This window comes from Anaerococcus sp. Marseille-Q5996 (assembly GCF_946893725.1).
Classification (GTDB): Bacteria; Bacillota; Clostridia; order Tissierellales; family Peptoniphilaceae; genus Anaerococcus; species Anaerococcus martiniensis.
In genome coordinates, this window is record NZ_CAMPPE010000001.1 from 306,095 (window position 1) to 327,024 (window position 20,930).

A 20,930-nucleotide genomic window follows, 5' to 3' on the forward strand; every position below is an offset into this window, starting at 1 on the left:
CCTATCAAAATCCTATCAACATAGGAGGTTTAAGAATGGAATACATCACAGAATTTAATAGGTTAAAACATCACATTATAACTAACTACGGACAGCCTAATTGGCTACTACTTGTTAGAGGTACGGGTCTAACTTTACATGATCCAGAAGTACAACCGTTAAGAGATTTATGGTATGGCAGTGATGATAGTAGTAAACTATCATTAAAAGATTTAAATAACCTGCACCCACAAACAAAACTAGAGTATATCGAACTCAATAAAAAATTAGTTGAATTACTAAATGATTTTGAAAAAGAGTTTGAAGTTTATTATAACTATTTAGAAGAAAGAAATTAAAACGAAAAAATCGAAGATTTTAACAATGGCGCCTTTTGCTATTTTACAAATATGAGTATAATCAACCACTCATTTTGTCAAATAGCAAAGGGCGCCTTAACTTTATCCAAATGTTCTGTATATCATAGGCAAGTGTTAACCGAAAAAATACCCGTAATGAAGCGTAATGGAATAATAAATAGAGCGCGTTGTAGGTTATCTTATAGTGCTATATTTAGTATGTAATGGAGCGCAATGAAGGGTAGTTTTGAATTAACTCTTGCCGTAGGATGAGTGTAGGAGCTAAGAACCTAGATAGACCTCCCGGAATGGTTTTTAAATACTGCTATACAAAGTTGGATGCCTCAAATGCCAATGGATGATTTTGAAGCATCAGTTTTTCTTGCAGTTACTATAATTAGCATTGCTTTAATAGTAATAGGTTTCTTGGGGTATAGTAGAAGGGATATGAATGAAGGAGCTTAAATTGATTGAATAGTAAATAGTGTAATCTAATGATTTAAATTCTTGTGTTGTAGGTTTTAACATTAGTCGATGAAAGCAATTAAATTTTATTATTACAGTTTCATATATTTGATAAGGATAGAAGTATTCTAAACTAGAATTATATTTCGATTCTTTTGGCGACCATTAGAAAGCTAGTCGTTATGTTCCCACGAACGTACAAATTAGTCGATATGTTCCCATATACAACAGTTTCGCTAAAAATCATAAATACATCAATGCTATCAACTCGTCCCACGTTGAAGCAGCAATTCTGATGACGTATTGTGGTTTGGACAAGGAATAATAGGAGTCAACCACAACATGTAGTGGTTTGAGTACGAAAATTGGGTCAAAAACAGGCTAAAAAATACCGTTTTTTGACCCTTTTAAATAGGGCATTTGACAGATGACATTTGATGTTTCGGGATTAAAAATCCATAGGGTGAGGTAGATTAGCACAGAACTTTATTGAATAGAGAAATTAAAAGTGATATAATCAGTTGCATAAGGAGGAGTTAAATATGTGTACATGTATTGCAGTAGTAGATATTACTTTATCTCATTTATAATGAAAAAAATTAAAGGAGGTAAAGGTATGGGTATGTTTTCTATATTTGTTATTGAGAGATTTCATTATCAACCAAACCAAAAATAATTGGTTATAATGAGCTCTTAAGATTAGTTCATTATAACCGGCAAGGAGAAGGTTATAATGAAACAGAAAAACCCGAAAAATACGCAAAATTTCATTACATCTAAAAAGCATGTAAAGGAAATATTAAAATATACGAATATCAATAAACAAGATAAAATAATAGAAATTGGGTCAGGAAAAGGACATTTTACCAAGGAACTTGTGGAAATGAGTCAACGGGTGAATGCTATAGAGATTGATGAAGGTTTATGTCATGCCACGAAAAAAGCAGTTGAACCTTTTCAGAATATAAAAGTTATTCATGAGGATATTTTGAAGTTTAGCTTTCCTAAAAATACAGACTATAAAATATTTGGTAATATTCCCTACAATATTAGTACTGATATTGTAAAAAAGATTGCTTTTGATAGTCAAGCGAAATATAGCTACCTTATTGTAGAGAGGGGATTTGCTAAAAGGTTGCAAAATACCCAACGAGCTTTAGGTTTGCTGTTAATGGTGGAAATGGATATAAAAATTCTTAAAAAAGTGCCACGAGCATATTTTCACCCTAAGCCTAATGTAGATTCTGTATTGATTGTACTTGAAAGGCATAAACCATTTATTTTAAAGAAGGACTACAAAAAGTATAGATTTTTCGTTTATAAATGGGTAAACAGGGAATATCATGTTCTTTTTACTAAAAATCAATTAAGACAGGCGCTGAAGCATGCGAATGTTACTGATCTTGATAAATTATCCAATGAACAATTTTTGTCTGTTTTCAATAGTTACAAATTATTTCAATAAATTAAAAATAATTAAGCGTTCTCTAACTTTAAGAGAACGCTTAATCTTATTACATTGAAAAATGCATTCTATTATTTTCAATTATTATGATATAACATAACTATCATTTTACTTATTTGCATATTTGCACGAAAATATAGTTATCGACGACTATTCTGATAATAGCAACTAATATAGTCAATGATAACTCAAAATTTATTGATATAGTAGGTATATGTGCAACTAATTAGGGAAGATTTTAGCTTGCCATTTCTGAAACAGCTAAAACAAGTATTGCGTAAAGAATGCGCCAGTCTTCCCATGGACTTAAAATGCTTGCTTGGGGCACACATAAAACCCCTTGAACAATCTATTGACAGAGTTGAAGGACTGTCGGAGATTCTAAGACGAAGTAATCCTAAAATGGCTCTATGCCATACAGATATTCATAATTGGAACTTGATGCAACGGGATGAGCAGTTAGTTCTAATTGACTGGGAAGGCTTGAAATTGGCTCCAGTAAAAGCTGATCTCATGTTTTTTGTTGATAAGCCATATTATGATGTATTTATGAACATATACCTGAAATTACACAAAGATTTTTTAATCAATACGGATGCTTTGTTATTCTATCATATTAGACGTAAACTAGAAGATATATGGGAGTTTATTGAACAACTTTTATATGACAATCAAGAGGATAAGGAAAGAAATGAAACTATAAAAGTTCTTGATGGTGAACTGAATAACTTAGTGTTTTGAAAAAAGAATAACGTATTATTAAGCTAAATAATATTGGAGAAGAAAATGAATAAACAAGAATTATATCAAATTGCTTTCAGTATAATTAATCATAAAAAGTTACGGAACTTTGGAACTTCAGGGCATGTTGCGTGCGCGTTGGAGACAAATAGCGGTAACATCTTTACAGGAATATGCATTGACTTGCCCTGTTCTATTGGCTTATGCGCTGAACAGTCAGCTATTGCTGAAATGGTAAAGAACAATGAAACTGCAATCAAAAGGATTATCGCTGTATTTGAAGATGGGAGTATACTTCCACCATGTGGAAGGTGCAGAGAGTTTATTGCACAGATAGATAATCAAAATATAGAGACCCAAATTGTATTACCTGAAATGGAAGAAGTGTTGCTGAAAGATTTATTACCAGAAAGGTGGGATGGCAAATGGAACTGAAAAAGATAACTAGCAGGGTCTTTTATTATCCACATCAACCAGAAACTGATAGGCCTATGTTGGCATACTTAAATGGAGATAAAATTGCACTTGCCATTGATGCAGGAAATTCAGCAGACCATGTTGATGAATTTTATAAATCCCTAGAAATCGAGGACCTAAAGAAGCCAGATTTTACTGTCATCACTCATTGGCACTGGGACCATACCTTTGGAATGCATAAAATTCACGGATTGTCCATTGCACACCATAAAACCAACGAGTTTTTGAAACAGGAAAGAGCCAAACTATCTGACAGTGCATATATAAAATTTTTGATAAATGATGATGAGTGCCTAGCTAGAGAATATGTAGATAATAAAAGAATTATTGCCGTTCTATCGGATATCCAATTTGAAAAAGAGCTTACCCTTAATCTCGGTGGAATAACCGCAATGATTTTTCATACGGTTTCACCCCATTCGGAAGATACGGTGCTTATCTATATTCCTGAGGAAAAAATATTGTTCTTGGGAGATTCAACAAGCGAGGATTTCTACAATGATGGGTATATGGATAAAGAAAAATTAATGTCATTAACAAATTTGATAGAAAGTTTCGACTGTAAGTATTGTATTTTAAGTCATGCAGAGCCTCTAACTAAATCAGATTTATTAGATTACTTAAAATCCATTCTAAAATAATAATCCATGAGGTGTATTGATATGTTCCCATCTACCGATAGCCCCAAAAACGCAGTGGATATGTTCCCGAGAACGGACACACTCAAATGACATTCATTCTATCCTCTCAAGCCATGTTGAGAGCGTGGTATTGATGTCAAAAATAAGATTATAGGTTATAATATTGTTGAAAGTAGTAGCTTTTAGGATTTTTAGAGGGTTTTGTATGAATTTTGAAAAAATTGTAATTAGTTTATTACCTATAGCAGGATGGCTTTTGTCTTTCTTTTATAAGTATAAAGCAAATGGAAATATAAGTAAGTATAGTGGATTTAGAACAGCATTAAGTATGAAATCAAAAGAAAATTTCTTCAAAGATACCTAGATTTGTTAGGGCCAAGTCTTCTGTTGGTGCTTTGTATATTGCTTTTAAGTCTTTCATTAATTCTTTTATGTCTTTGTATGATACATATTTTGTTGAGTTTCTTAATTGATGGATTATGCACTTTTGTATTTCTGCTTTTGGATATACTGCTTCTATAGCTTGTGTGAATCCAGGTAGGTTATCTGTTGATATTATTAGTATATCATCAAGGCCTCTTTCTTTTAGCTGGTTTAATACTAGGAGCCAATATTTGCTTGATTCATTCTCTCCTACCCACATTCCTAGAATTTCTTTAAAACCTTCAAGATTGTACCCTAATGCAATGTATACTGCTTTTTTGACTACTATGTTGTTTTCTCTTACATGGTAATCTATAGCGTCTAAAAATACCATAGGATAGACTTTTTCTAAGGGTCTATTTTGTCATTCTTCTATGGTTGGTAGTATTTTATTAGTTATTTTGCTTACCATTGTTTCAGATATTCCAAATCCATAAATATCTTTGATGTGACTTGATATATCTCTTGTGGTCATGCCTTTTGCGTACATTGATATTATCTGATTTTCTATGTTAGATATGTCTTTTTCGTACTTTTTTAATGCTTGTGGTTCAAAGGATCCTTCTCTATCTCTCGGAATATTTAAATCTATATTTCCATAGGATGATTTTACAGTTTTTTTACTTGAGCCGTTTCTTGTATTAAGTGATAATGGCTTTTCACCATATTCATAGTCTAAATGCTCATCTAATTCTGCTTTAAAAGTTCTTCCATTGTATCGCCTAGAAGTTCTTTTAATACTTCTTGAATGTCTCGTGCATTTTGAGGATTATATTCTTCGATTAACATTTTAGCTATTTTGCTTCCTCTTGATTCGGGTCTTTTTCTTGGCATAAAAATTCCTCCTGATTAGTTTTTTCTTTACCCTAATCAGGAGGTTCTATACACAAAATTTTACACATTCTCGGGCCTACTCCTTTCTATTTATATTTTAATTGATTACATGCCAAAGTTTACATTACTAATTAATTTTGCTATTGACCACTATAATCAATTATAAAAGCTTTTCTAGATATTAGCATATTTTTATATTTGAGATATTTTAAAGTATCGTTGTAAAACTCTAATTTCTCGTTATAATCATTATCGTTATCAAAATCTTCTTTTTTCGGCTCGGTTGGATAAGAGTCTACAAAATCTTCATCTACATCGTAGTAATTACGATATCCTTCTGTGAACGCCAGTGCTTCAGCTAATAGCTTATAATTTATTTTAATCTTAAATTTATCCTCTAATATATATTCAAATATTAATCTGGCATTAAAGTCCAAGTCTGAATAGTATTTTTTGACCCCAAATTTTTCATTATATGCTAATGGCTTATACGACTCTTCTTTTGCCGTTTGTATATAATCATATACTATATCATTATTGTTTTTGAAATGTTTTTTGCTAGGTGGGGTGTCGTATGGTAAGAAATAATTAAACACTTCGACAAACTCATCATAATATTTGTCAACTTGTCTTTGACTAGCCTTACTTATCAGATCCGCATAGCTCTTAAATTTTAAATCTTCCATCTGGTTAGGTTTATCTAAATCTTCTAACTGATAGAATTTATCTTCAATTTTAGGCTTGATTCTGTTTTTTATATCTTTTTTTTCGCTTTCAGTAAAGTAATCGCAATCTGAGTCCAAGTACTTATCAGCTAAATCTACATAAATAAATTTATCTTTCTTATGTTGATGTAGCGTATCCCATTCATCTGGCCCTATATTATAAACTCTCTTTAACATGTCTTTTGTATTCTTTACTATATTATTATGTTCCTTACCATATTTACTATAATGGTTGAATACTTTATCAATATCTTTATTAAATTGATTATTAGGTGTATGTCTTGTCATATTATTATCTCCTTTTAATTAAAAGTTTTTATATATTTATTTACAATTTACCTCATTTGTCGAAAAAATCAATAATATGTCGATAATAAATGGCTAATTTGTAAGATTTTAAATAAAATTCTGTACTTTTTATGTCGATAATATCATGGTATTATATTGGTGAGTACAAGATAGCTATCAATAAGTATTCGAATAGCCAAGATTAAAGGGCTACAAAATTAAGACGAATGTTTCAAATTAATTAATAGTCTTAGGCTATTAATTGTGATGAAAGGATGATAAGATGAAAAATCTTAGTAAATTATTGCTCTTCGATAGCAAAACTTTTTTTGATAGGAAAGAGATAAGAGTTGTTGGTGATGAACCTTGGTATAAATATAGTGCTGATAGTAGTACCAAAACAGTAAAAGGTACTAAATATAAGTGCATAATAGTTCAAGACAAAACGAAATACTCTGATGATACTGTAGGTGGCAACGATGGGGAAGCTTTAGTAATTAAAGTAGAAGATAGTGTGAAACCATATAAAAAGTTTGCAGTTATTAATGCAATTGAACCAGAATGTAAAATATATGGCGAATATAGGAATCAACTATCAGTAGTTGCTAAAGACGTTGAGTTTGAGGTCAGAAATGAAAACAAAAAGATATAAAAGGGGTGCTTACGCACTCTTTTTATTCATCATTAACATCATACTCATGATATTTTTCTCAGTAGTATATCCAAAGCTAAGATTAGAATTTGTTAGATTTGGATTAAAGCTTCCATATATAAATTATCATATCTTTTCGTTAGTGATTGTATTAATTGTTGGTGCACTGTTTGTGTCCTGGTCAATTCGAAATTATTTGAGTAAGGGTTATGAATATGCATTTAATCATTACAGGTTAGATAAGAATGTAAGAAAGCAATTAATTGATAGTGGTTATTATATTGAAAATAAAAGTTTCAACTACTTAGCTATTCCCAATGTAGTAATAGAATTAGATGATGATATGATAAAAGGACAAATAAAGATTGAAAACTCAATTAAATTTGATAAAAAGTTAGAAGATTTAAGGCTTAATGCTTCAATACCTAACTATATTGTGACACAACAATTTCTTGATAAGAATGGTAAATATTATATTTACTCAATTGTATCAAATGAAATTTTCAATCAAAGACTATTTGATGAGGAGTATAAATATGTTGCATGGGCTAACAGTATAAATGATGATTATTCATTAAAACTAACTGATTATGAGACAATACCGATTCATCATATGGGTATAGAAGCACAGACAGGTGGGGGAAAGAGTTTTTTGCTCCAAACCTTAATTATACAAATAGTAAATAAGACAGTGAAACATGAGCTTTATATTATAGACCCTAAGCGATCTGACTTATATAATTTCTCAATACGTGGTTTAAATATAGAAAATGTGGCAGATAAAGAAACTTCTATTGAGTTATTAGAAAAGTTCTATAATAAAATGAAAATAAGGCAAGATGAAATGCAACAAAGTTTTAAACTTCACAGGAATATAGATTATACAGATTTAAATTTGCCAGCTCATATATTGATAATTGATGAATTTGCTGCATTGAAAGCATCATGGAACACTCTAGATAAAAAATCAAGAGACCATATAAATGATATGCTCGAAAACATAGTGTTTATGGGCAGACAATTAGGGTTCTTTATGTTTGTGGTAATGCAAAGATTTTCAGCTGATAGCTTGCCCAAAAGTATAACTGAACAATTAGTAGTAAGAATAGTGTTAGGCGATTCAGATGATCTTACTTATCGAACATTGTTTAGCCAGTCGGTGAATATAGGAAAAATAAATTTAAAACCAGGTATGGGCTACTTATCTTGTCCAGGTGTGGCTAGTATTGATAACCCTGCTTTAATGGTGCTACCGTTTTGTGGGTTTTTAAAGACAGGGCCCCCTCAGGGCGAAGCCACTGAGGGGGCATGATATGGGGTTAGGTAATAACCCCATATCCACCCGTTGGATAACAATCTACAAATGTGTATTTAGTCAAGAAAGGAGCATAAATTATGCTGATAGTAGATGTAGATCAATTTACAATGGTTATAAAACCATCTTACCCATTTGAATATGATGATTGGAGATATGGCGTGGCCATTGATTTGATAGATGAATTTATAGATAAGTCAAAAATATGCTATGTACTAGGGAATATAGTTGAGGCTGATAAGAACTTACCATCTGGTTATACTGAAGGCTATACGATTGAAAATTCATTATATTACTTCTCAATAGCCTTTAACGAAGCTATGCCTAATATGGGTGTAATAGTAAAGTTTAGCGGTCATGCTTGGTCAGTATATATGGAAAACTACGAAAAAATATATGGTGAGAGAATGAACTTGTGGAGATTTTTCTCATTAATTAATTCAGACCTATACGAGTATAGGTTAAGCAGAATAGATCCGTTTGTGGATTTCATTAATGAAGGCATTAATGTGGCTAAGATAAAGAAGTCAATTGAGGCTGGGAGGAGTGAAATAAGGTATGGGAAATCAAGACAAAAGTTTATACGAGAAGATAGTTAAAGATAACTGGCACAAGTCTTATAGGAAGAACACATCTGCAATAAGAGATGTATCAAAAAACTTTAACTGTGAAACACTGTACGTAGGTTCAAAAAAGAAAAATGCTAATGCATTACTACGAATATATGACAAGAAAAAAGAGCAGCTATCATGAAGTATTTAAGACATATAGCTGAGAAAGTAGATGATTGGGTTAGACTGGAAGCTCAGTATTCAAATAAGTATGCCCATCAATTAACGGAAATGCTCAAAGTATGTGAGTCAGATCAAGAGTTTAAAGAAATTATATTGTGTTCAATATTAGACAGATATATGTTTTTCTATACAAAGAGCAATAAACCTACTGAGATGACAAAACTCATGCTAGACGAGTTAGATGAATTAAACTTTACAATGAACTTACCTTCACCTAGAGATAACGAACTTGACAGGTCTATTAATTATTTAACAACTAATAGTGGGCTATTCTCGGTTTTTTATAAAATTAAATTTATATATGGTGAGGAAGGTCTAGAGGATTTTATTATGTATTTGTACGAAGAATTTAAACATAACTATATACCAAATGATGATGTAACAAACTGGCTTATTAAACACAAATCAAATTATATAAATCAAAGTAAGCCATGGATAAGAAAGGACAAAACAGATGACAGTGATGGTTGATAAAGATAAATTAATGGACTTAGGGTTCAAAGAAAACCAAGCAAGAACTATTATAAGATGTGCAAAATTTAATCTTGTAACACAAGGATATCAGCTATATAATAATAAAAGACTGGGGTGCGTCCCTAGCTATGCCGTTGAAGAAATAATAGGTGTTCCTATAAGCGAAGATATTAAAGGAGCACAAAATGAGTAAAAGTAAATATCCATGTGTATATAAAGACAAAAAAGGCAATATATACTATCAAGTAGAACTAGGTGTTAATAAAAATACTGGTAAGAGAATTCAGAAAATGGGTCGAAAAGATGATCAGGGCAAACCTTTCAAAACTTTTAAACAATGTCATGATTATGTAATATCACTTAAAAATAAGTATGCAGAATCTAAGGGAATATTTGCCAATGGAATTGAACTAAATTATTTTATAAATAAGTACTATGTGCCTCACTATAAATCGAAAGTTCAGGAATCGACTTATAAAACTCGAATTCACCAAATAAAGATAATAAAAGAGTACTTTATAGGTACAAAAATTGAAGATATATCGGTTAGAGTTTGTGAAATATTCAAGACAAAATTACTAAATAACCCTAAATACTCACAATCATACTCAGCAATGATTTATGGAACATTTAGGCAGATTTTGGATTATGCGGTCACACTAGATTTTGTATACGAGAATATAAGCAAGAAAACGAAGCCTATACCTAAAGGAAAAGTAAATGTACCTTATTGGACTTTGGAAGAGTTTGAGAAAGTTATATCTACTTTTTGCATAGATGTTTTTTACGAGCATATGTGTTTTGTAATGCTTTGGTTATACTTTAATACAGGTATAAGAGTTGGAGAAGGTCAGGCTTTAACATGGGATAAAATTAACTTTAAAGACCAGAACCTAACTATTAACTCGACAATAGACTTAAAAAGTCCAAGTCAATATAAAATAAAGAATAAAACCAAGACTGAATCTGGCAATAGAATTATATCATTAGATGATACAACAATCAATATTTTGAAAGAATGGCACGAAACACAAAAAGCTCATGGCGTAGATAACTTTGTGATAAGTTATTGTGGGAAGCCATTAGGCAGAAATACAATAGCACGAATAATTGATCGTCATTCAAAACTAGCTGAAGTTAAAAAAATACAGGCTAAAGGATTACGACATTCGCATGTAAGCTATTTAATCAATCATTTTAATGCAGATATTTTAACAGTAAGTAATAGGTTGGGTCACTCAAGTCCAGAAATAACATTAAAACATTATAGCCATCTGTGGCCTAATAGAGACCGAATATTGGCTAATAAAATGACTAATGTAATAAAATTTAAAACATCTGAAAAGTCACTTTATGAATTTAATGGAAACCAAGCAATAAAAAATAATTAGTATAATCCCTATCAAAACCCTATCAAAACAATAAAAAGGGTTTTGAGATAGGCAAATTTCAATAATAGAAGTTGATTGGAACAATTGAATGGGAATAAGCAATAGAATTAATTGGTTAAAATAATATATATAACTTAAGTATAAATAGCGTTGCAGTGGTTTTTATAGGTATTTCTAAATACTCATAGTCAATGTATTTGTTAGCTACTTTGAATATATTTAGATTTAATATTTTTAAAGCTAAAATTAGATTTATTATTTAATTGTTTTTTAATTCAATAAGTACGATTTAAGAGATGATTTGAATCTTTCATTATATTTTAAAATTAAATGTGTAGATACTTACTTAATTATAAATATGATACGAATATATATTGAAAGAAGTATAAAAGTGTATTCAAAATTTATTAAATGGTTTATAAATTCCAAATATGCTTAAAGTAATTACATTTACTATAAATTGTCTAATTAAAAAATACAATAAGCATAATTTAATATATTAATGTATTTAATAAAATACTATTTAAAAAAGTAACTACTGAGCTTAATCAATAATAAATATAAGGATTTAAATAAAGTATGAGAGATGAAATTGGCAGTAATCAAATAAAAACGGTACTAGAAATGACAGGAGAAGAAGCTAATCGATTTTTTCTAAAAAAATCTAGTTATTCAAACTTGGAACTACCAAATTATATTTCTTTTGAATCTATACTTAATAAGTGTGAAGAAATCTATAATGGTATAGATGAAAATAATAGAAATATTGATTATATTAAAAACACAAATTTAGGTGATCTACAAAACTTGAATTATACTATATATATAAATAAAGATGGACATCACAGCTGGAGACCAATTACATTGATAAATCCGTTTATTTATGTTGATTTAGTGAACTATATAACTTTAAAGCAAGATGATAATAGTTTCGATTGGGAGAGTTTAAAGGAAAGATTTTCGGATTTTCAGAGAAATGAAAAAATAAAGTGTTTCTCAATTCCTGGTGAGGCTATACAGAGTAATAAAACGGATGATGGAATTAATATAACTAATTGGTGGAAGAATATTGAACAGAAATCAATTTCGAATGGATTAAAGTATTCATACTGTTTATTTACAGATATTACAAATTTTTATCCATCTATTTATACTCATTCGATTTGTTGGGCTATCCATGGAAAAGAAGAAACAAAAAATAATTTAAGGCAATCTAAAAATTGGTATGGAGGAAAAATAGATTCAAAAATTCAACATATGCAGTACAACCAAACGAATGGTATACCCCAAGGATCTGCAATAATGGATTTTATAGCAGAAATTATTCTGGGTTATGTAGATTTAAAGTTATCTGAGGTGCTCTTAGATTTAAAAAAAACAGATGGAATTGAAATTATTGATTATTCTATATTAAGATATAGAGACGATTATAGGATTTTCTCTAATAACAAAAATGAGTTGGAAATAATTGCGAAAAATCTTCAAGAAGTTTTGCAGACTTTAAATCTAGAGTTAAACTCTAAAAAAACATTTCTTTCAGAAAATATTATTTTTGATTCTATAAAACCTGATAAACGCTATTGGGAATCTAAGAGACAGACTCTGAGAAATTCTTATTTAAATAAAGAAAAATATGATAAAGGCGTTGTAACTTTGCAAAAGCATCTTTTGGAGATAAAAGAGCTTGCTAGTAGATACCCTAACTGTGGCATGATAAAAAAATCTTTAACAGAATTTTATGAAGAAAGAGTGAACTTGCTAGATGATAATCCTGAAGACTTAGAAGTTCTTGTAAGTATTTTAGTAAATATAATGCTTGAAAATCCCATAGCTATACCTCTTTGTATTACAATAATTTCTAAGCTTTATAATATTACTGATAATTCAATATCATTAAACCTTATTACAAATATACTTAATAAGTATAGTAAAAAATCTAATATCGAGTATGTTGAAATTTGGCTGCAAAGATTAGTAATATTAAATAAAGAATTAGATTTCGCAAATGATATTAATTTCAGTTCTAATATTGTTAAATATATATTTAAATTAGAGGGAAATTTAGGAAAGTCTTTAAAAGAAACTAAATTAGAAGAAATATTTTATTTAAAGTGGATTGATGAGATAAAAATAGGTGTATCTTTGGACGAAATAAATAGTATAAAATTAGTAGATGAGAATGAGTATGATGACATGAGTATGGGAGTTAGTTTATTTGAAATAGATATCTTTAAGTCTGACGTATACAATAATATGTAACATAATCTTGTTGATTGAATAAATTTTATAAATTTTGGGAATCATATCATCAAACAAAAATTTAAAAGTTAGGCAATTCATTAATGTATAATTTATATATGAATAATTAAAACTAAAGTTTTAATGATACCTTAATTGAATGCTATACTTATGCATAAAATATGTATGTTTTGTCTAATATAATATTATTATTGATACTGATAGATATAATGGAGTTATATTTGTAGTTGTTTTTCCGAGAATCTTAATATAATTATATAACTTAGGTCAAATACGTCCAATTCCTTATTTATAGGAAGATTTCTTGGTGCAAATTTTGGATTACTAATAAAGTTTTAAGTAGAACAAAACGCATAAAAATTTGAATATTAACTACATTCAAAGAATGATAGCAACTTAAAAATGAAGAGCTATCTTTTTAGATGAAAAAAGACTGATAAATATATCTGCGAAGATTGGCAAGATTACTACCTTACAAAATATTCCAATTTTAGGATATGCTATAGTAGTAGCAAGTGTACTTTTAATTTACACTATATCTTTTTATCCAGACATTAGAAAAGATGGGTTTAATGTTTTTATGGGAGGAACCCCCTTTTTAAAGCATATAAGTTTTAAAGATTTAAATGATCTTTCCTTAAAAAAGGATAATAATAATCTGGACTTAATAATAAAAGCATACGGTAGTACATATATTCAAACCTATGATATTGAAAATAAAGATATAATTTTAGCAAATCTTAAACGTAAAAAAATTTGAAAAAGAGGTCATAATTTGGGAGCAGGATTATGAAAAGGCAATTTAAAATCATTTTATTATTGTCATTTGTACTATTTTTATCATCATGTGGTAATCAAGCTAAAGATGATTTAAGTGTAGGTGTAAATGCTGTAATTACTGAAATCGATGAAAAACAAGAAATATTAACTGTTAAGGATAATCCGGAGGATGGGATTTTTGGTAATCATTCTGTAATAGATGCTAAAGATACACCTGTTATTTATTGTAACTACAAAACTGGAAAAGTGAGTGAGATAGACTTTTCTGACTTAAAAGTTGGAGATGCAATTATTGTAAATATTAGAAACTCTGAGCTAGAAAAATTAAGTGATGATAAATCAGAGAAAAATTTAAAGGTAGAACAAATCCAATTATCAACACAGAGATAAATAAGCATTCTAGAAAAATTATGGTATACTATAACTGAATAAAAAATACGGAGGTAAATGTACATTGATTTTATAAGCAATATGGAAATTTTGATACTACTTTTTAGCCTATTTAGGCTATTTTAGTATGCCATATTGTGAATAAGATCTGTATGTTTATCTTAGGAGAGGTCTATTCACTTTTGTGAATAGGCCTTTTTTATATTTTATTTTTGATATGGCATGCTTCCTTTAGGAGGATTTATGCTTACTATAAAAGATTTAACTATTAATTTAAGAGAAGATGATAGGGTCATTTTAAAAGATTTTGACTTTGTTTTAAATGATGGAGACAAGGTGGGGCTAATAGGTGAGGAAGGCAATGGAAAGTCATTGCTTTTAAAGGCAATCGTAAATAGAAAAGAGATTGAAAGGTACTGTGATATAAGCGGTGATATTTTTAAAAATAATGATATAATCGCTTATTTACCGCAATCATTAGAAGAAAAATATTATAACCATACTACTAATGAGTATTTTTATGAAAAAGTTGATTTAAATTTGCTAGATTATAACAAATTGTATAGGTATATAGATGAGTTTAATCTACCAGAGGATATCTTATCGGATAAAATAAAAATGGAAAATCTATCTGGTGGGGAAAAGATAAAATTTATGCTTCTTATAGAGGTGCTAAAAAATCCCACTATATTTCTATTTGATGAACCTAGTAATGACCTTGATTATAATTCTATGATTTGGCTTGAAAATTTTATGAAAGAACTGGATATTCCCTTAATATTTGTATCTCACGATAGAAAATTACTTTCAAATGTAGCTAATAGGATAATACATCTGGAGCAGATAAAAAGAAGAACTGAAGCAAAACACACTATTTCTAATAATTCCTATGAGGATTATGTCAAAAAAAGAGAAAAATTTATAGATACGGAGATAAATAAAGCTAATAAAGATAGGGAAGAGTTTGATAAAAAATTAGACAGATACAAGAAAGTTCATGATTCTGTTGAGCATAGCCTAAGATCTACAAAAAACGATGTGGAAGGTAGATTACTTAAGGAAAAAATGCACACAGTAAAATCTATAGGCAGACGACTAGAAAAAGAAGAAGCAAATCTTACAGAAAAGCCTGATTATGAAGAAGCGATTGATATATTTTTTGATGGAGATATAAAAGTAGCCAATGGCAAGCAAGTCCTAGACTTTAAACTAGATGAACTTAGGGTGGGAGATAGGCTGCTAGCTAAAAATGTTGAACTTGAAGTCATAGGTCCTGAAAAAATATGCATAATAGGCAAAAATGGTGCAGGCAAAACTACCTTACTAAAAAAGATAAAGAATGAATGTCAAACATTGAACTTAAGGGTAGGCTATATGCCTCAAAGTTATTCTGATTTTGAAAAAGGCGATATAAATGCTATAGAATACTTAGCTGATTCTTTTGTGAAAGATGAGCAAACCAAAGCTTCCACTCTTTTAGGCAGTTTAAACTTTAAAAGAGAAGAAATGTTTAGAAATATAGCTGATTTATCAGGAGGACAAAAGGCAAAATTATTTTTTGCAAAGATGAATCTGGATAAGGCAGAAGTTTTAATCCTAGATGAACCAACCAGAAACCTATCACCCCTATCTAAACCTGAAATCATTGAGGCACTTAAAAATTATAAAGGATCGATAATTGCAGTTTCTCATGATAGAGAATTTATAGATCAAGTTTTTGATAAAATATATGAGTTGGATAATCAAGGTTTAAATACTAAGAAGAATAAATTATAAGTATAAAATTCCCACACAAAAATAATGTGGGAATTTTTATATATCTTCTATAGCTAAATACACAAAATTAGTATTTTATTTATAGTATAATATTTAAGAAGATATTCATTTTATGGAGAATTACTAAAAATTTACAATAAAAGGAAATTAAGATTTGAAAAATAGATATAGTTTTTTAAAAAATAAAATATTGTTTATTGTTTTAACCTTGTTTGTGATTACAGGATGTGAAAATAAGACTGAAACTCCAGAGACTGTGAATTTGGAAGAAAAAGAAATCAAGGGTCCTAGTTTAGTAGAACTAGAAAAATTCCTTTTTGAAAAACTAAATGGCCAGCAGCTTATAAGAAATTATGGTGAAGATACTGGTTGGACAAATTTGGAATTTACTGAGGAAGGTAACTTTACAGGATCATATTTTGGGAAAATAAAAAATGATGGATTTGATGCTGGTCTTACAGATTATGCTTGGATTTGGCATAGGGGTGAGGAAATCCATACTTCTGATTTTAAGGGGAAATTTAAAATTGTTGAGCAAATGAATGATAATGTTTATAAGATGCAGCTTGAAAACTTTGAAATCACTTCAGAATATGGACGATATGATGATATTTATTTTAATGTAGATTTTGCTTTAGGAATAAAGCCAGATGCTGATTATTATCTATATATACCAGGTACACCTGCATCTTTATTGCCTAATGAAGATAGTAGATTAGATAATAATTATAAAAAAGAAGATGCCACAGAAGATAAGACCCAAGGATTTATAATTTGGAATAAGTATGAGGATGAGGTCTTTAATCAGTTGTCTTTGTAGGACTTTAAATAGTTTTCTTAATTTAAATTTTATCCTAATATTTTTGTAATTCTTAATATTATTAAAAGTCGAGTATTTATTAATTTCTAAAATAGAATTCGCGAAGCGAACTTCTACTAATCATTGCCCCACGCAGTGGCGGTGGGGGTTTAAAGGGTATAGGGGGACCGGGGGAAAGGGAGTAAGGGGTCTCCGTTACCCCTTAACCCTATCCCCCGAATCGAAGTAAAAAATTAGAATAAACAAATTATTTTATTATATAATTATATAAAATATTTTTAAACTTTTTTCTTCAATATCCTCATTGCCCATAGGACTGCTATTATTGTAACTCCAACATCTCCAAATATTGCTGCCCACATATTTGCATATCCTAGTAGTCCTGCTATTAGGATTCCTATTTTGACAGCCATTATGAAAATCACGTTTTGCCTTACTGTCCTGTTGGTAAGGTCTGAGATTTTCATTAGCTTGCTCATCTGGCTAAATTCTCCGTTAACTACGAGTATATCGGATGATTCTATAGCAAGGTCAGATGCTGTTTCTCCCATTGATATACCAACATCTGCATTGGTAAGGACTGGGGCGTCGTTGATACCATCTCCTACAAAGACTGTAGGAAGTCCTTTATCTTGGTAGCCTTTCATAATTTCTAGCTTCTGGTCTGGCATTACTTCTGCAAAGTAGTCATCTAGGCCAAGTTCTTTGGCTGTTTCTTCAACTGCATTTTTGCCATCGCCTGATACTACAGCTATATTTTCAAAATGGTTGTGAAGATCTTCTATAGTTTCAAATGATTGGTCTTTGATTTCATCTTCGATTATTACCTTTGCAGCAAGCTTGTCATCTATAGAGACATATATTGCTCTGTCATTTTCTTCTCCATCATAGCCAATAAATCTAGCAGAACCTATCTTGATTAGGTCGCCATCCTTGCTATTAGCTCTTACACCAAGGCCCTTTTCATTGGTCACTTCTTCAAACAAATCATGTTTTTCATCACGGTCTAGACTTTTTACTATCCCTTTTGCGATAGGATGGGTACTCATTAGCTCGATATTGTATATATAATCGAGGATTTTTTCCCTATCATGGTCAGTAAAATATTCTATATCTTTTACTTTGAAATTCCCTGTAGTGAGGGTTCCGGTCTTATCTGATAATAGGACTTTGGCATTTTTTAGTCCTTCAAAATACTGGCTTCCTTTTATAAGGATTCCATTTTCACTAGCTAGGCCTAGGCCTGACATAAAGCTTAGTGGGACTGATAGTACTAGGGCACATGGGCATGATATTACTAAAAATGTAGCTGCCAAGAATATAGAGTCATACCAATCTCTTCCAAAAAATAGGGGAGGGATAATCGCTACTATAAGCGCAATAGCTACAACAATTGGGGTATAGATTCTGGCAAATCTTGTTACCATCTTTTCACTTTCAGACTTGCTTTCTGCGGAATCTTCTATAATCTCCATAATCTTTGCTGCAACAGAATCATCAAATTCTTTCTTAGCTTCCATTTTGATAATCCCTTCAGTAAGAAGAGATGAAGATATAATCTCAGACCCTACTTCGGCTTCTACTGGCATGGATTCTCCAGTGACAGATGATGTATCAAGGAGGCCGTGACCTTCTATAACTACACCATCCACACCAATTTTCTCACCATCACGAACCAGGAGGATATCTCCTACTTCTACATCATCTAGGTCGATTTCTGTAGTAGAACCATCTGGGTTTACCTTATTGGCCACATCAGGCACTAAGTCTAGGAGTCCTTCTATGTTTTGGCGGGACTTATGGCTTGCTATATTTTCAAATAAATCACCAAAATTATAAAAAAGTATTACAGCTATAGCTTCTATCTGTTGTCCCAAGAGAAAGGCTGATATGGATGCTATAGTCAAAAGTAAGTTCTCATCCATGGCCTGGCCACGGATGATTCCCTTAAACCCTTTTATCAAAACATTCCATGCGGATAGCAAGTAGGCTAATAAAAACCCACCCACAATCCATATACTTTCTCCTATATTATTCCTTAATACTGCTAATATAGCAGTAAAAATACCTATAGCTATAAGTTTACTCAGCTCCTTTTTGTGAGCATCTGTCATAGACTCAAACATGTCCTACCTCACTAAGACAGTCCCTGGCTCAAGTTTATCAGCAAGTCTATTAGCCTCATCAAAGATAGCATCTTCATTAGCACCATCAGCTAAGTCCATCTTTAGTTTCAAAGTTAGGAATGATAGGTTAGCATCATTCACTCCATCAATTTTCTTAACAGCCTCTTCAATCTTTGCTGCACAATTTGGGCATAGGTCATCACTTTCTACTTTGTATTTTACTTTCATTATATTCTCCTATTCTTTAATATGTTCTAATCCTGTTTTAAAAATTGTCTTTATATGATCATCGGCAAGTGAATAATATATAGACTTGCCATTTCTTTCTGATTTTACTAAGTTACTATCCTTTAGATACTTAAGCTGGTGGCTAATAGCTGATTGGCTCATATCAAGAGCATCAGCAATGCCCCCTACACTTATAGGACCATTAAATAGCTTGTGGAGTATCCTAAGTCTAGTAGAGTCTGCAAAAACCTTAAAAAGGTCCGAAAGCTCCATTATATCCTCAAGTCTCGCACTTTTTATCGATTCATCCATGTTACCTCCTTACTAAATTTGAACATGTGTTCATATGAGCATTATATCATATATATATGTAAAGTCAACTTAAAAAAGCCTAGCTTAGCTAGGCTATCTTTTCTACATTTCAATAATTTGTCCAATATTTTGTTTTTCGGCAGCTTCTAAGATTTTTTGCCCTACAACTAGGTCTAGGACAGCAGAGCCAGTTGTTTCAAAAAATGTAATTTCATCAGGGTTTTCACGGCCGGCTATTTCACCTAATAGTTTTTGACCAAGTTCTCCAGTGATATTTTTATCTGCATCAAAAATACCTTTTTTGATTGGTTTTATAAAATCCCCAGATTCACTCACTGCACCATCAAAGGTATCTACATATATCTTATCGGCATTTGTAATTATATATTCTGGAATTTCGCTCATTTTTGGAGTATAGGAACCAACACCATTTATATGGCAACCTTTTTTTACTTTTGTGCCATCAAATACAGGGTCTTTTGCGGTAGTTACAGTTGTAATGATGTCGGCATTATCTATTGCCTGATCAGCAGAGCCTACAGCTATGATTTCAAAATCAAAATTAGCTTCAAATTTTTCTTTCATACGCTTTGCGAAATCTTCTGCACGGTCTTTTGATAAATCAAAGACCCTTACTTCTTTTATATCACGGACATTTAAAACTGCTTCAAGTTGTGTTTCTGCTTGGCCACCTGTTCCAAAAAGAGCAAAAATTTTGCTATCAGGATTTGATAGCTCATCTGTAGCTGCTCCTGAAATGGCACCAGTACGCAAACGAGTAAGGTAAGTCCCATCCATTAATGAATTTACTTGACCAGTTTCACTATCTAAAGTAACCATGGTAGCAGGCACAGATGTAAGATTTTTGGCAATATTATCTGGATAAACAGAAACAATTTTCACACCCAAGGCACTTTGGCTTGGAACATATCCATACATATATAAAGATTGTCCGTTATGCTCAGCTACATCTAAATTTGCACGAAGAGGAATATCTGCTCCACCACTTGAATAAGCTTTTAAAGCATTTTTTGTAGCTTCAATAGCAGCCTTCATATCCATAACTTTTTTTATATCAGATTCATTTAAAACACGAATTTGCATAAAAACTCCTTTCATAGAATTTGTATTATTTTGTCTTAATTATATAAAAATATTTTGTCAAAAACAATTTATTTTGAAAAATCGGGGTAAAAACAGAACAAAAGGAGGCTTG

The 20,930-nt window shown here is 30.7% G+C and carries 22 protein-coding genes and 1 pseudogene; 16 read left to right on the top strand and 7 right to left on the bottom strand.

Features of this window, described 5'->3' with window-relative positions:
- Positions 1–35: 35 nt before the first annotated feature.
- The 6 genes from OC526_RS01535 to OC526_RS01555 all read left to right on the top strand — a co-directional run bounded on the left by OC526_RS01535 (position 36) and on the right by OC526_RS01555 (position 4,127).
- Positions 36–338: a hypothetical protein gene (locus tag OC526_RS01535; protein WP_262121629.1), complete on the top strand. Its 303-nt coding sequence runs from the start codon at positions 36–38 to the stop codon at positions 336–338.
- Between the two features lie 1,081 nt (positions 339–1,419).
- Positions 1,420–1,479 (top strand): erythromycin resistance leader peptide, encoded by a 60-nt coding sequence (locus OC526_RS08335; protein ID WP_146743586.1) that lies wholly within the window; start codon positions 1,420–1,422, stop codon positions 1,477–1,479.
- Positions 1,480–1,536: 57 nt separating this feature from the next.
- Positions 1,537–2,268, top strand: coding sequence for a 23S rRNA (adenine(2058)-N(6))-methyltransferase Erm(A) (erm(A), locus tag OC526_RS01540; RefSeq protein ID WP_094398249.1), 732 nt, complete (start codon positions 1,537–1,539; stop codon positions 2,266–2,268).
- A 216-nt stretch (positions 2,269–2,484) separates the two neighbouring features.
- Complete coding sequence (locus tag OC526_RS01545) at positions 2,485–3,009, top strand: phosphotransferase (protein ID WP_001176020.1); 525 nt, start codon at positions 2,485–2,487, stop codon at positions 3,007–3,009.
- A 45-nt stretch (positions 3,010–3,054) separates the two neighbouring features.
- On the top strand, positions 3,055–3,444 hold the full coding sequence (locus OC526_RS01550) for a cytidine deaminase family protein (RefSeq protein ID WP_001041171.1): 390 nt from the start codon (positions 3,055–3,057) through the stop codon (positions 3,442–3,444).
- Positions 3,435–4,127, top strand: a complete 693-nt coding sequence (locus OC526_RS01555; protein ID WP_019108018.1) for an MBL fold metallo-hydrolase — start codon at positions 3,435–3,437, stop codon at positions 4,125–4,127. The genes OC526_RS01550 and OC526_RS01555 overlap by 10 nt, the downstream gene beginning before the upstream one ends.
- 334 nt (positions 4,128–4,461) lie before the next feature.
- On the opposite strand, the pseudogene OC526_RS01560 reads toward OC526_RS01555, so the two are convergent.
- The 3 genes and pseudogenes from OC526_RS01560 to OC526_RS01570 all read right to left on the bottom strand — a co-directional run bounded on the left by OC526_RS01560 (position 4,462) and on the right by OC526_RS01570 (position 6,397).
- Positions 4,462–5,289: pseudogene (locus tag OC526_RS01560) on the bottom strand (IS256 family transposase).
- Positions 5,238–5,384, bottom strand: coding sequence for a hypothetical protein (locus OC526_RS01565; protein ID WP_262121634.1), 147 nt, complete (start codon positions 5,382–5,384; stop codon positions 5,238–5,240). Before OC526_RS01565 ends, OC526_RS01560 begins: the two are co-directional and overlap by 52 nt.
- A gap of 140 nt (positions 5,385–5,524) precedes the next feature.
- Positions 5,525–6,397, bottom strand: a complete 873-nt coding sequence (locus OC526_RS01570; protein ID WP_262121636.1) for a hypothetical protein — start codon at positions 6,395–6,397, stop codon at positions 5,525–5,527.
- 283 nt (positions 6,398–6,680) lie between these two features.
- On the opposite strand from OC526_RS01570, the gene OC526_RS01575 reads away from it, so the two are divergent.
- The 10 genes from OC526_RS01575 to OC526_RS01620 all read left to right on the top strand — a co-directional run bounded on the left by OC526_RS01575 (position 6,681) and on the right by OC526_RS01620 (position 17,048).
- Complete coding sequence (locus OC526_RS01575; RefSeq protein ID WP_262121638.1) at positions 6,681–7,049, top strand: hypothetical protein; 369 nt, start codon at positions 6,681–6,683, stop codon at positions 7,047–7,049.
- Positions 7,030–8,361, top strand: coding sequence for a hypothetical protein (locus OC526_RS01580; RefSeq protein ID WP_262121640.1), 1,332 nt, complete (start codon positions 7,030–7,032; stop codon positions 8,359–8,361). The genes OC526_RS01575 and OC526_RS01580 overlap by 20 nt, the downstream gene beginning before the upstream one ends.
- An 83-nt stretch (positions 8,362–8,444) precedes the next feature.
- Positions 8,445–8,963, top strand: coding sequence for a hypothetical protein (locus OC526_RS01585; protein ID WP_262121642.1), 519 nt, complete (start codon positions 8,445–8,447; stop codon positions 8,961–8,963).
- Between the two features lie 312 nt (positions 8,964–9,275).
- The gene (locus OC526_RS01590) at positions 9,276–9,629 is read left to right on the top strand and encodes a hypothetical protein (protein ID WP_262121644.1); all 354 of its coding nucleotides are present in this window, start codon (positions 9,276–9,278) and stop codon (positions 9,627–9,629) included.
- Positions 9,613–9,825: a DUF3173 domain-containing protein gene (locus tag OC526_RS01595; RefSeq protein ID WP_262121646.1), complete on the top strand. Its 213-nt coding sequence runs from the start codon at positions 9,613–9,615 to the stop codon at positions 9,823–9,825. The genes OC526_RS01590 and OC526_RS01595 overlap by 17 nt, the downstream gene beginning before the upstream one ends.
- Positions 9,818–11,023 carry a tyrosine-type recombinase/integrase gene (locus tag OC526_RS01600; protein WP_262121649.1) on the top strand — a complete coding sequence of 402 codons (1,206 nt, stop codon included), beginning with the start codon at positions 9,818–9,820 and terminating at the stop codon, positions 11,021–11,023. The genes OC526_RS01595 and OC526_RS01600 overlap by 8 nt, the downstream gene beginning before the upstream one ends.
- A 579-nt stretch (positions 11,024–11,602) precedes the next feature.
- Complete coding sequence (locus OC526_RS01605) at positions 11,603–13,282, top strand: RNA-directed DNA polymerase (RefSeq protein WP_262121651.1); 1,680 nt, start codon at positions 11,603–11,605, stop codon at positions 13,280–13,282.
- Between the two features lie 789 nt (positions 13,283–14,071).
- A complete protein-coding gene (locus OC526_RS01610) occupies positions 14,072–14,452 on the top strand; it encodes a hypothetical protein (RefSeq protein ID WP_262121655.1) in 381 nt (126 codons plus the stop codon).
- Between the two features lie 243 nt (positions 14,453–14,695).
- Complete coding sequence (locus tag OC526_RS01615) at positions 14,696–16,228, top strand: ATP-binding cassette domain-containing protein (RefSeq protein WP_262121657.1); 1,533 nt, start codon at positions 14,696–14,698, stop codon at positions 16,226–16,228.
- Between the two features lie 154 nt (positions 16,229–16,382).
- Entirely contained in the window at positions 16,383–17,048 is a 666-nt protein-coding gene (locus tag OC526_RS01620; protein ID WP_262121659.1) for a hypothetical protein, read from the top strand.
- 278 nt (positions 17,049–17,326) lie between these two features.
- On the opposite strand, the gene OC526_RS01625 is transcribed toward OC526_RS01620, so the two are convergent.
- From OC526_RS01625 to OC526_RS01640, 4 genes are all read right to left on the bottom strand, one after another.
- On the bottom strand, positions 17,327–19,174 hold the full coding sequence (locus tag OC526_RS01625) for a heavy metal translocating P-type ATPase (RefSeq protein WP_262121662.1): 1,848 nt from the start codon (positions 19,172–19,174) through the stop codon (positions 17,327–17,329).
- Positions 19,175–19,177: 3 nt separating this feature from the next.
- Positions 19,178–19,402 carry a cation transporter gene (locus OC526_RS01630; RefSeq protein WP_040398200.1) on the bottom strand — a complete coding sequence of 75 codons (225 nt, stop codon included), beginning with the start codon at positions 19,400–19,402 and terminating at the stop codon, positions 19,178–19,180.
- A gap of 9 nt (positions 19,403–19,411) precedes the next feature.
- On the bottom strand, positions 19,412–19,714 hold the full coding sequence (locus OC526_RS01635) for an ArsR/SmtB family transcription factor (RefSeq protein WP_262121666.1): 303 nt from the start codon (positions 19,712–19,714) through the stop codon (positions 19,412–19,414).
- Positions 19,715–19,816: 102 nt separating this feature from the next.
- Complete coding sequence (locus OC526_RS01640; RefSeq protein ID WP_262121668.1) at positions 19,817–20,818, bottom strand: ornithine cyclodeaminase family protein; 1,002 nt, start codon at positions 20,816–20,818, stop codon at positions 19,817–19,819.
- Between the last annotated feature and the right edge of the window lie 112 nt (positions 20,819–20,930).

What these genes read in the sequence shown, in the direction of transcription:
- OC526_RS01640 (WP_262121668.1), bottom strand. Translation starts at nt 20,818, where the DNA reads ATGCAAATTCGTGTTTTAAATGAATCTGATATAAAAAAAGTTATGGAT.
- OC526_RS01575 (WP_262121638.1), top strand. Translation starts at nt 6,681, where the DNA reads ATGAAAAATCTTAGTAAATTATTGCTCTTCGATAGCAAAACTTTTTTT.
- OC526_RS01610 (WP_262121655.1), top strand. Translation starts at nt 14,072, where the DNA reads ATGAAAAGGCAATTTAAAATCATTTTATTATTGTCATTTGTACTATTT.
- OC526_RS01585 (WP_262121642.1), top strand. Translation starts at nt 8,445, where the DNA reads ATGCTGATAGTAGATGTAGATCAATTTACAATGGTTATAAAACCATCT.
- OC526_RS01590 (WP_262121644.1), top strand. Translation starts at nt 9,276, where the DNA reads ATGTTTTTCTATACAAAGAGCAATAAACCTACTGAGATGACAAAACTC.
- OC526_RS01580 (WP_262121640.1), top strand. Translation starts at nt 7,030, where the DNA reads ATGAAAACAAAAAGATATAAAAGGGGTGCTTACGCACTCTTTTTATTC.
- OC526_RS01600 (WP_262121649.1), top strand. Translation starts at nt 9,818, where the DNA reads ATGAGTAAAAGTAAATATCCATGTGTATATAAAGACAAAAAAGGCAAT.
- OC526_RS01630 (WP_040398200.1), bottom strand. Translation starts at nt 19,402, where the DNA reads ATGAAAGTAAAATACAAAGTAGAAAGTGATGACCTATGCCCAAATTGT.
- OC526_RS01550 (WP_001041171.1), top strand. Translation starts at nt 3,055, where the DNA reads ATGAATAAACAAGAATTATATCAAATTGCTTTCAGTATAATTAATCAT.
- OC526_RS01605 (WP_262121651.1), top strand. Translation starts at nt 11,603, where the DNA reads ATGAGAGATGAAATTGGCAGTAATCAAATAAAAACGGTACTAGAAATG.
- OC526_RS01625 (WP_262121662.1), bottom strand. Translation starts at nt 19,174, where the DNA reads ATGTTTGAGTCTATGACAGATGCTCACAAAAAGGAGCTGAGTAAACTT.
- OC526_RS01570 (WP_262121636.1), bottom strand. Translation starts at nt 6,397, where the DNA reads ATGACAAGACATACACCTAATAATCAATTTAATAAAGATATTGATAAA.
- OC526_RS01635 (WP_262121666.1), bottom strand. Translation starts at nt 19,714, where the DNA reads ATGGATGAATCGATAAAAAGTGCGAGACTTGAGGATATAATGGAGCTT.
- OC526_RS01595 (WP_262121646.1), top strand. Translation starts at nt 9,613, where the DNA reads ATGACAGTGATGGTTGATAAAGATAAATTAATGGACTTAGGGTTCAAA.
- OC526_RS01535 (WP_262121629.1), top strand. Translation starts at nt 36, where the DNA reads ATGGAATACATCACAGAATTTAATAGGTTAAAACATCACATTATAACT.
- OC526_RS01565 (WP_262121634.1), bottom strand. Translation starts at nt 5,384, where the DNA reads ATGCCAAGAAAAAGACCCGAATCAAGAGGAAGCAAAATAGCTAAAATG.
- OC526_RS01555 (WP_019108018.1), top strand. Translation starts at nt 3,435, where the DNA reads ATGGAACTGAAAAAGATAACTAGCAGGGTCTTTTATTATCCACATCAA.
- OC526_RS01615 (WP_262121657.1), top strand. Translation starts at nt 14,696, where the DNA reads ATGCTTACTATAAAAGATTTAACTATTAATTTAAGAGAAGATGATAGG.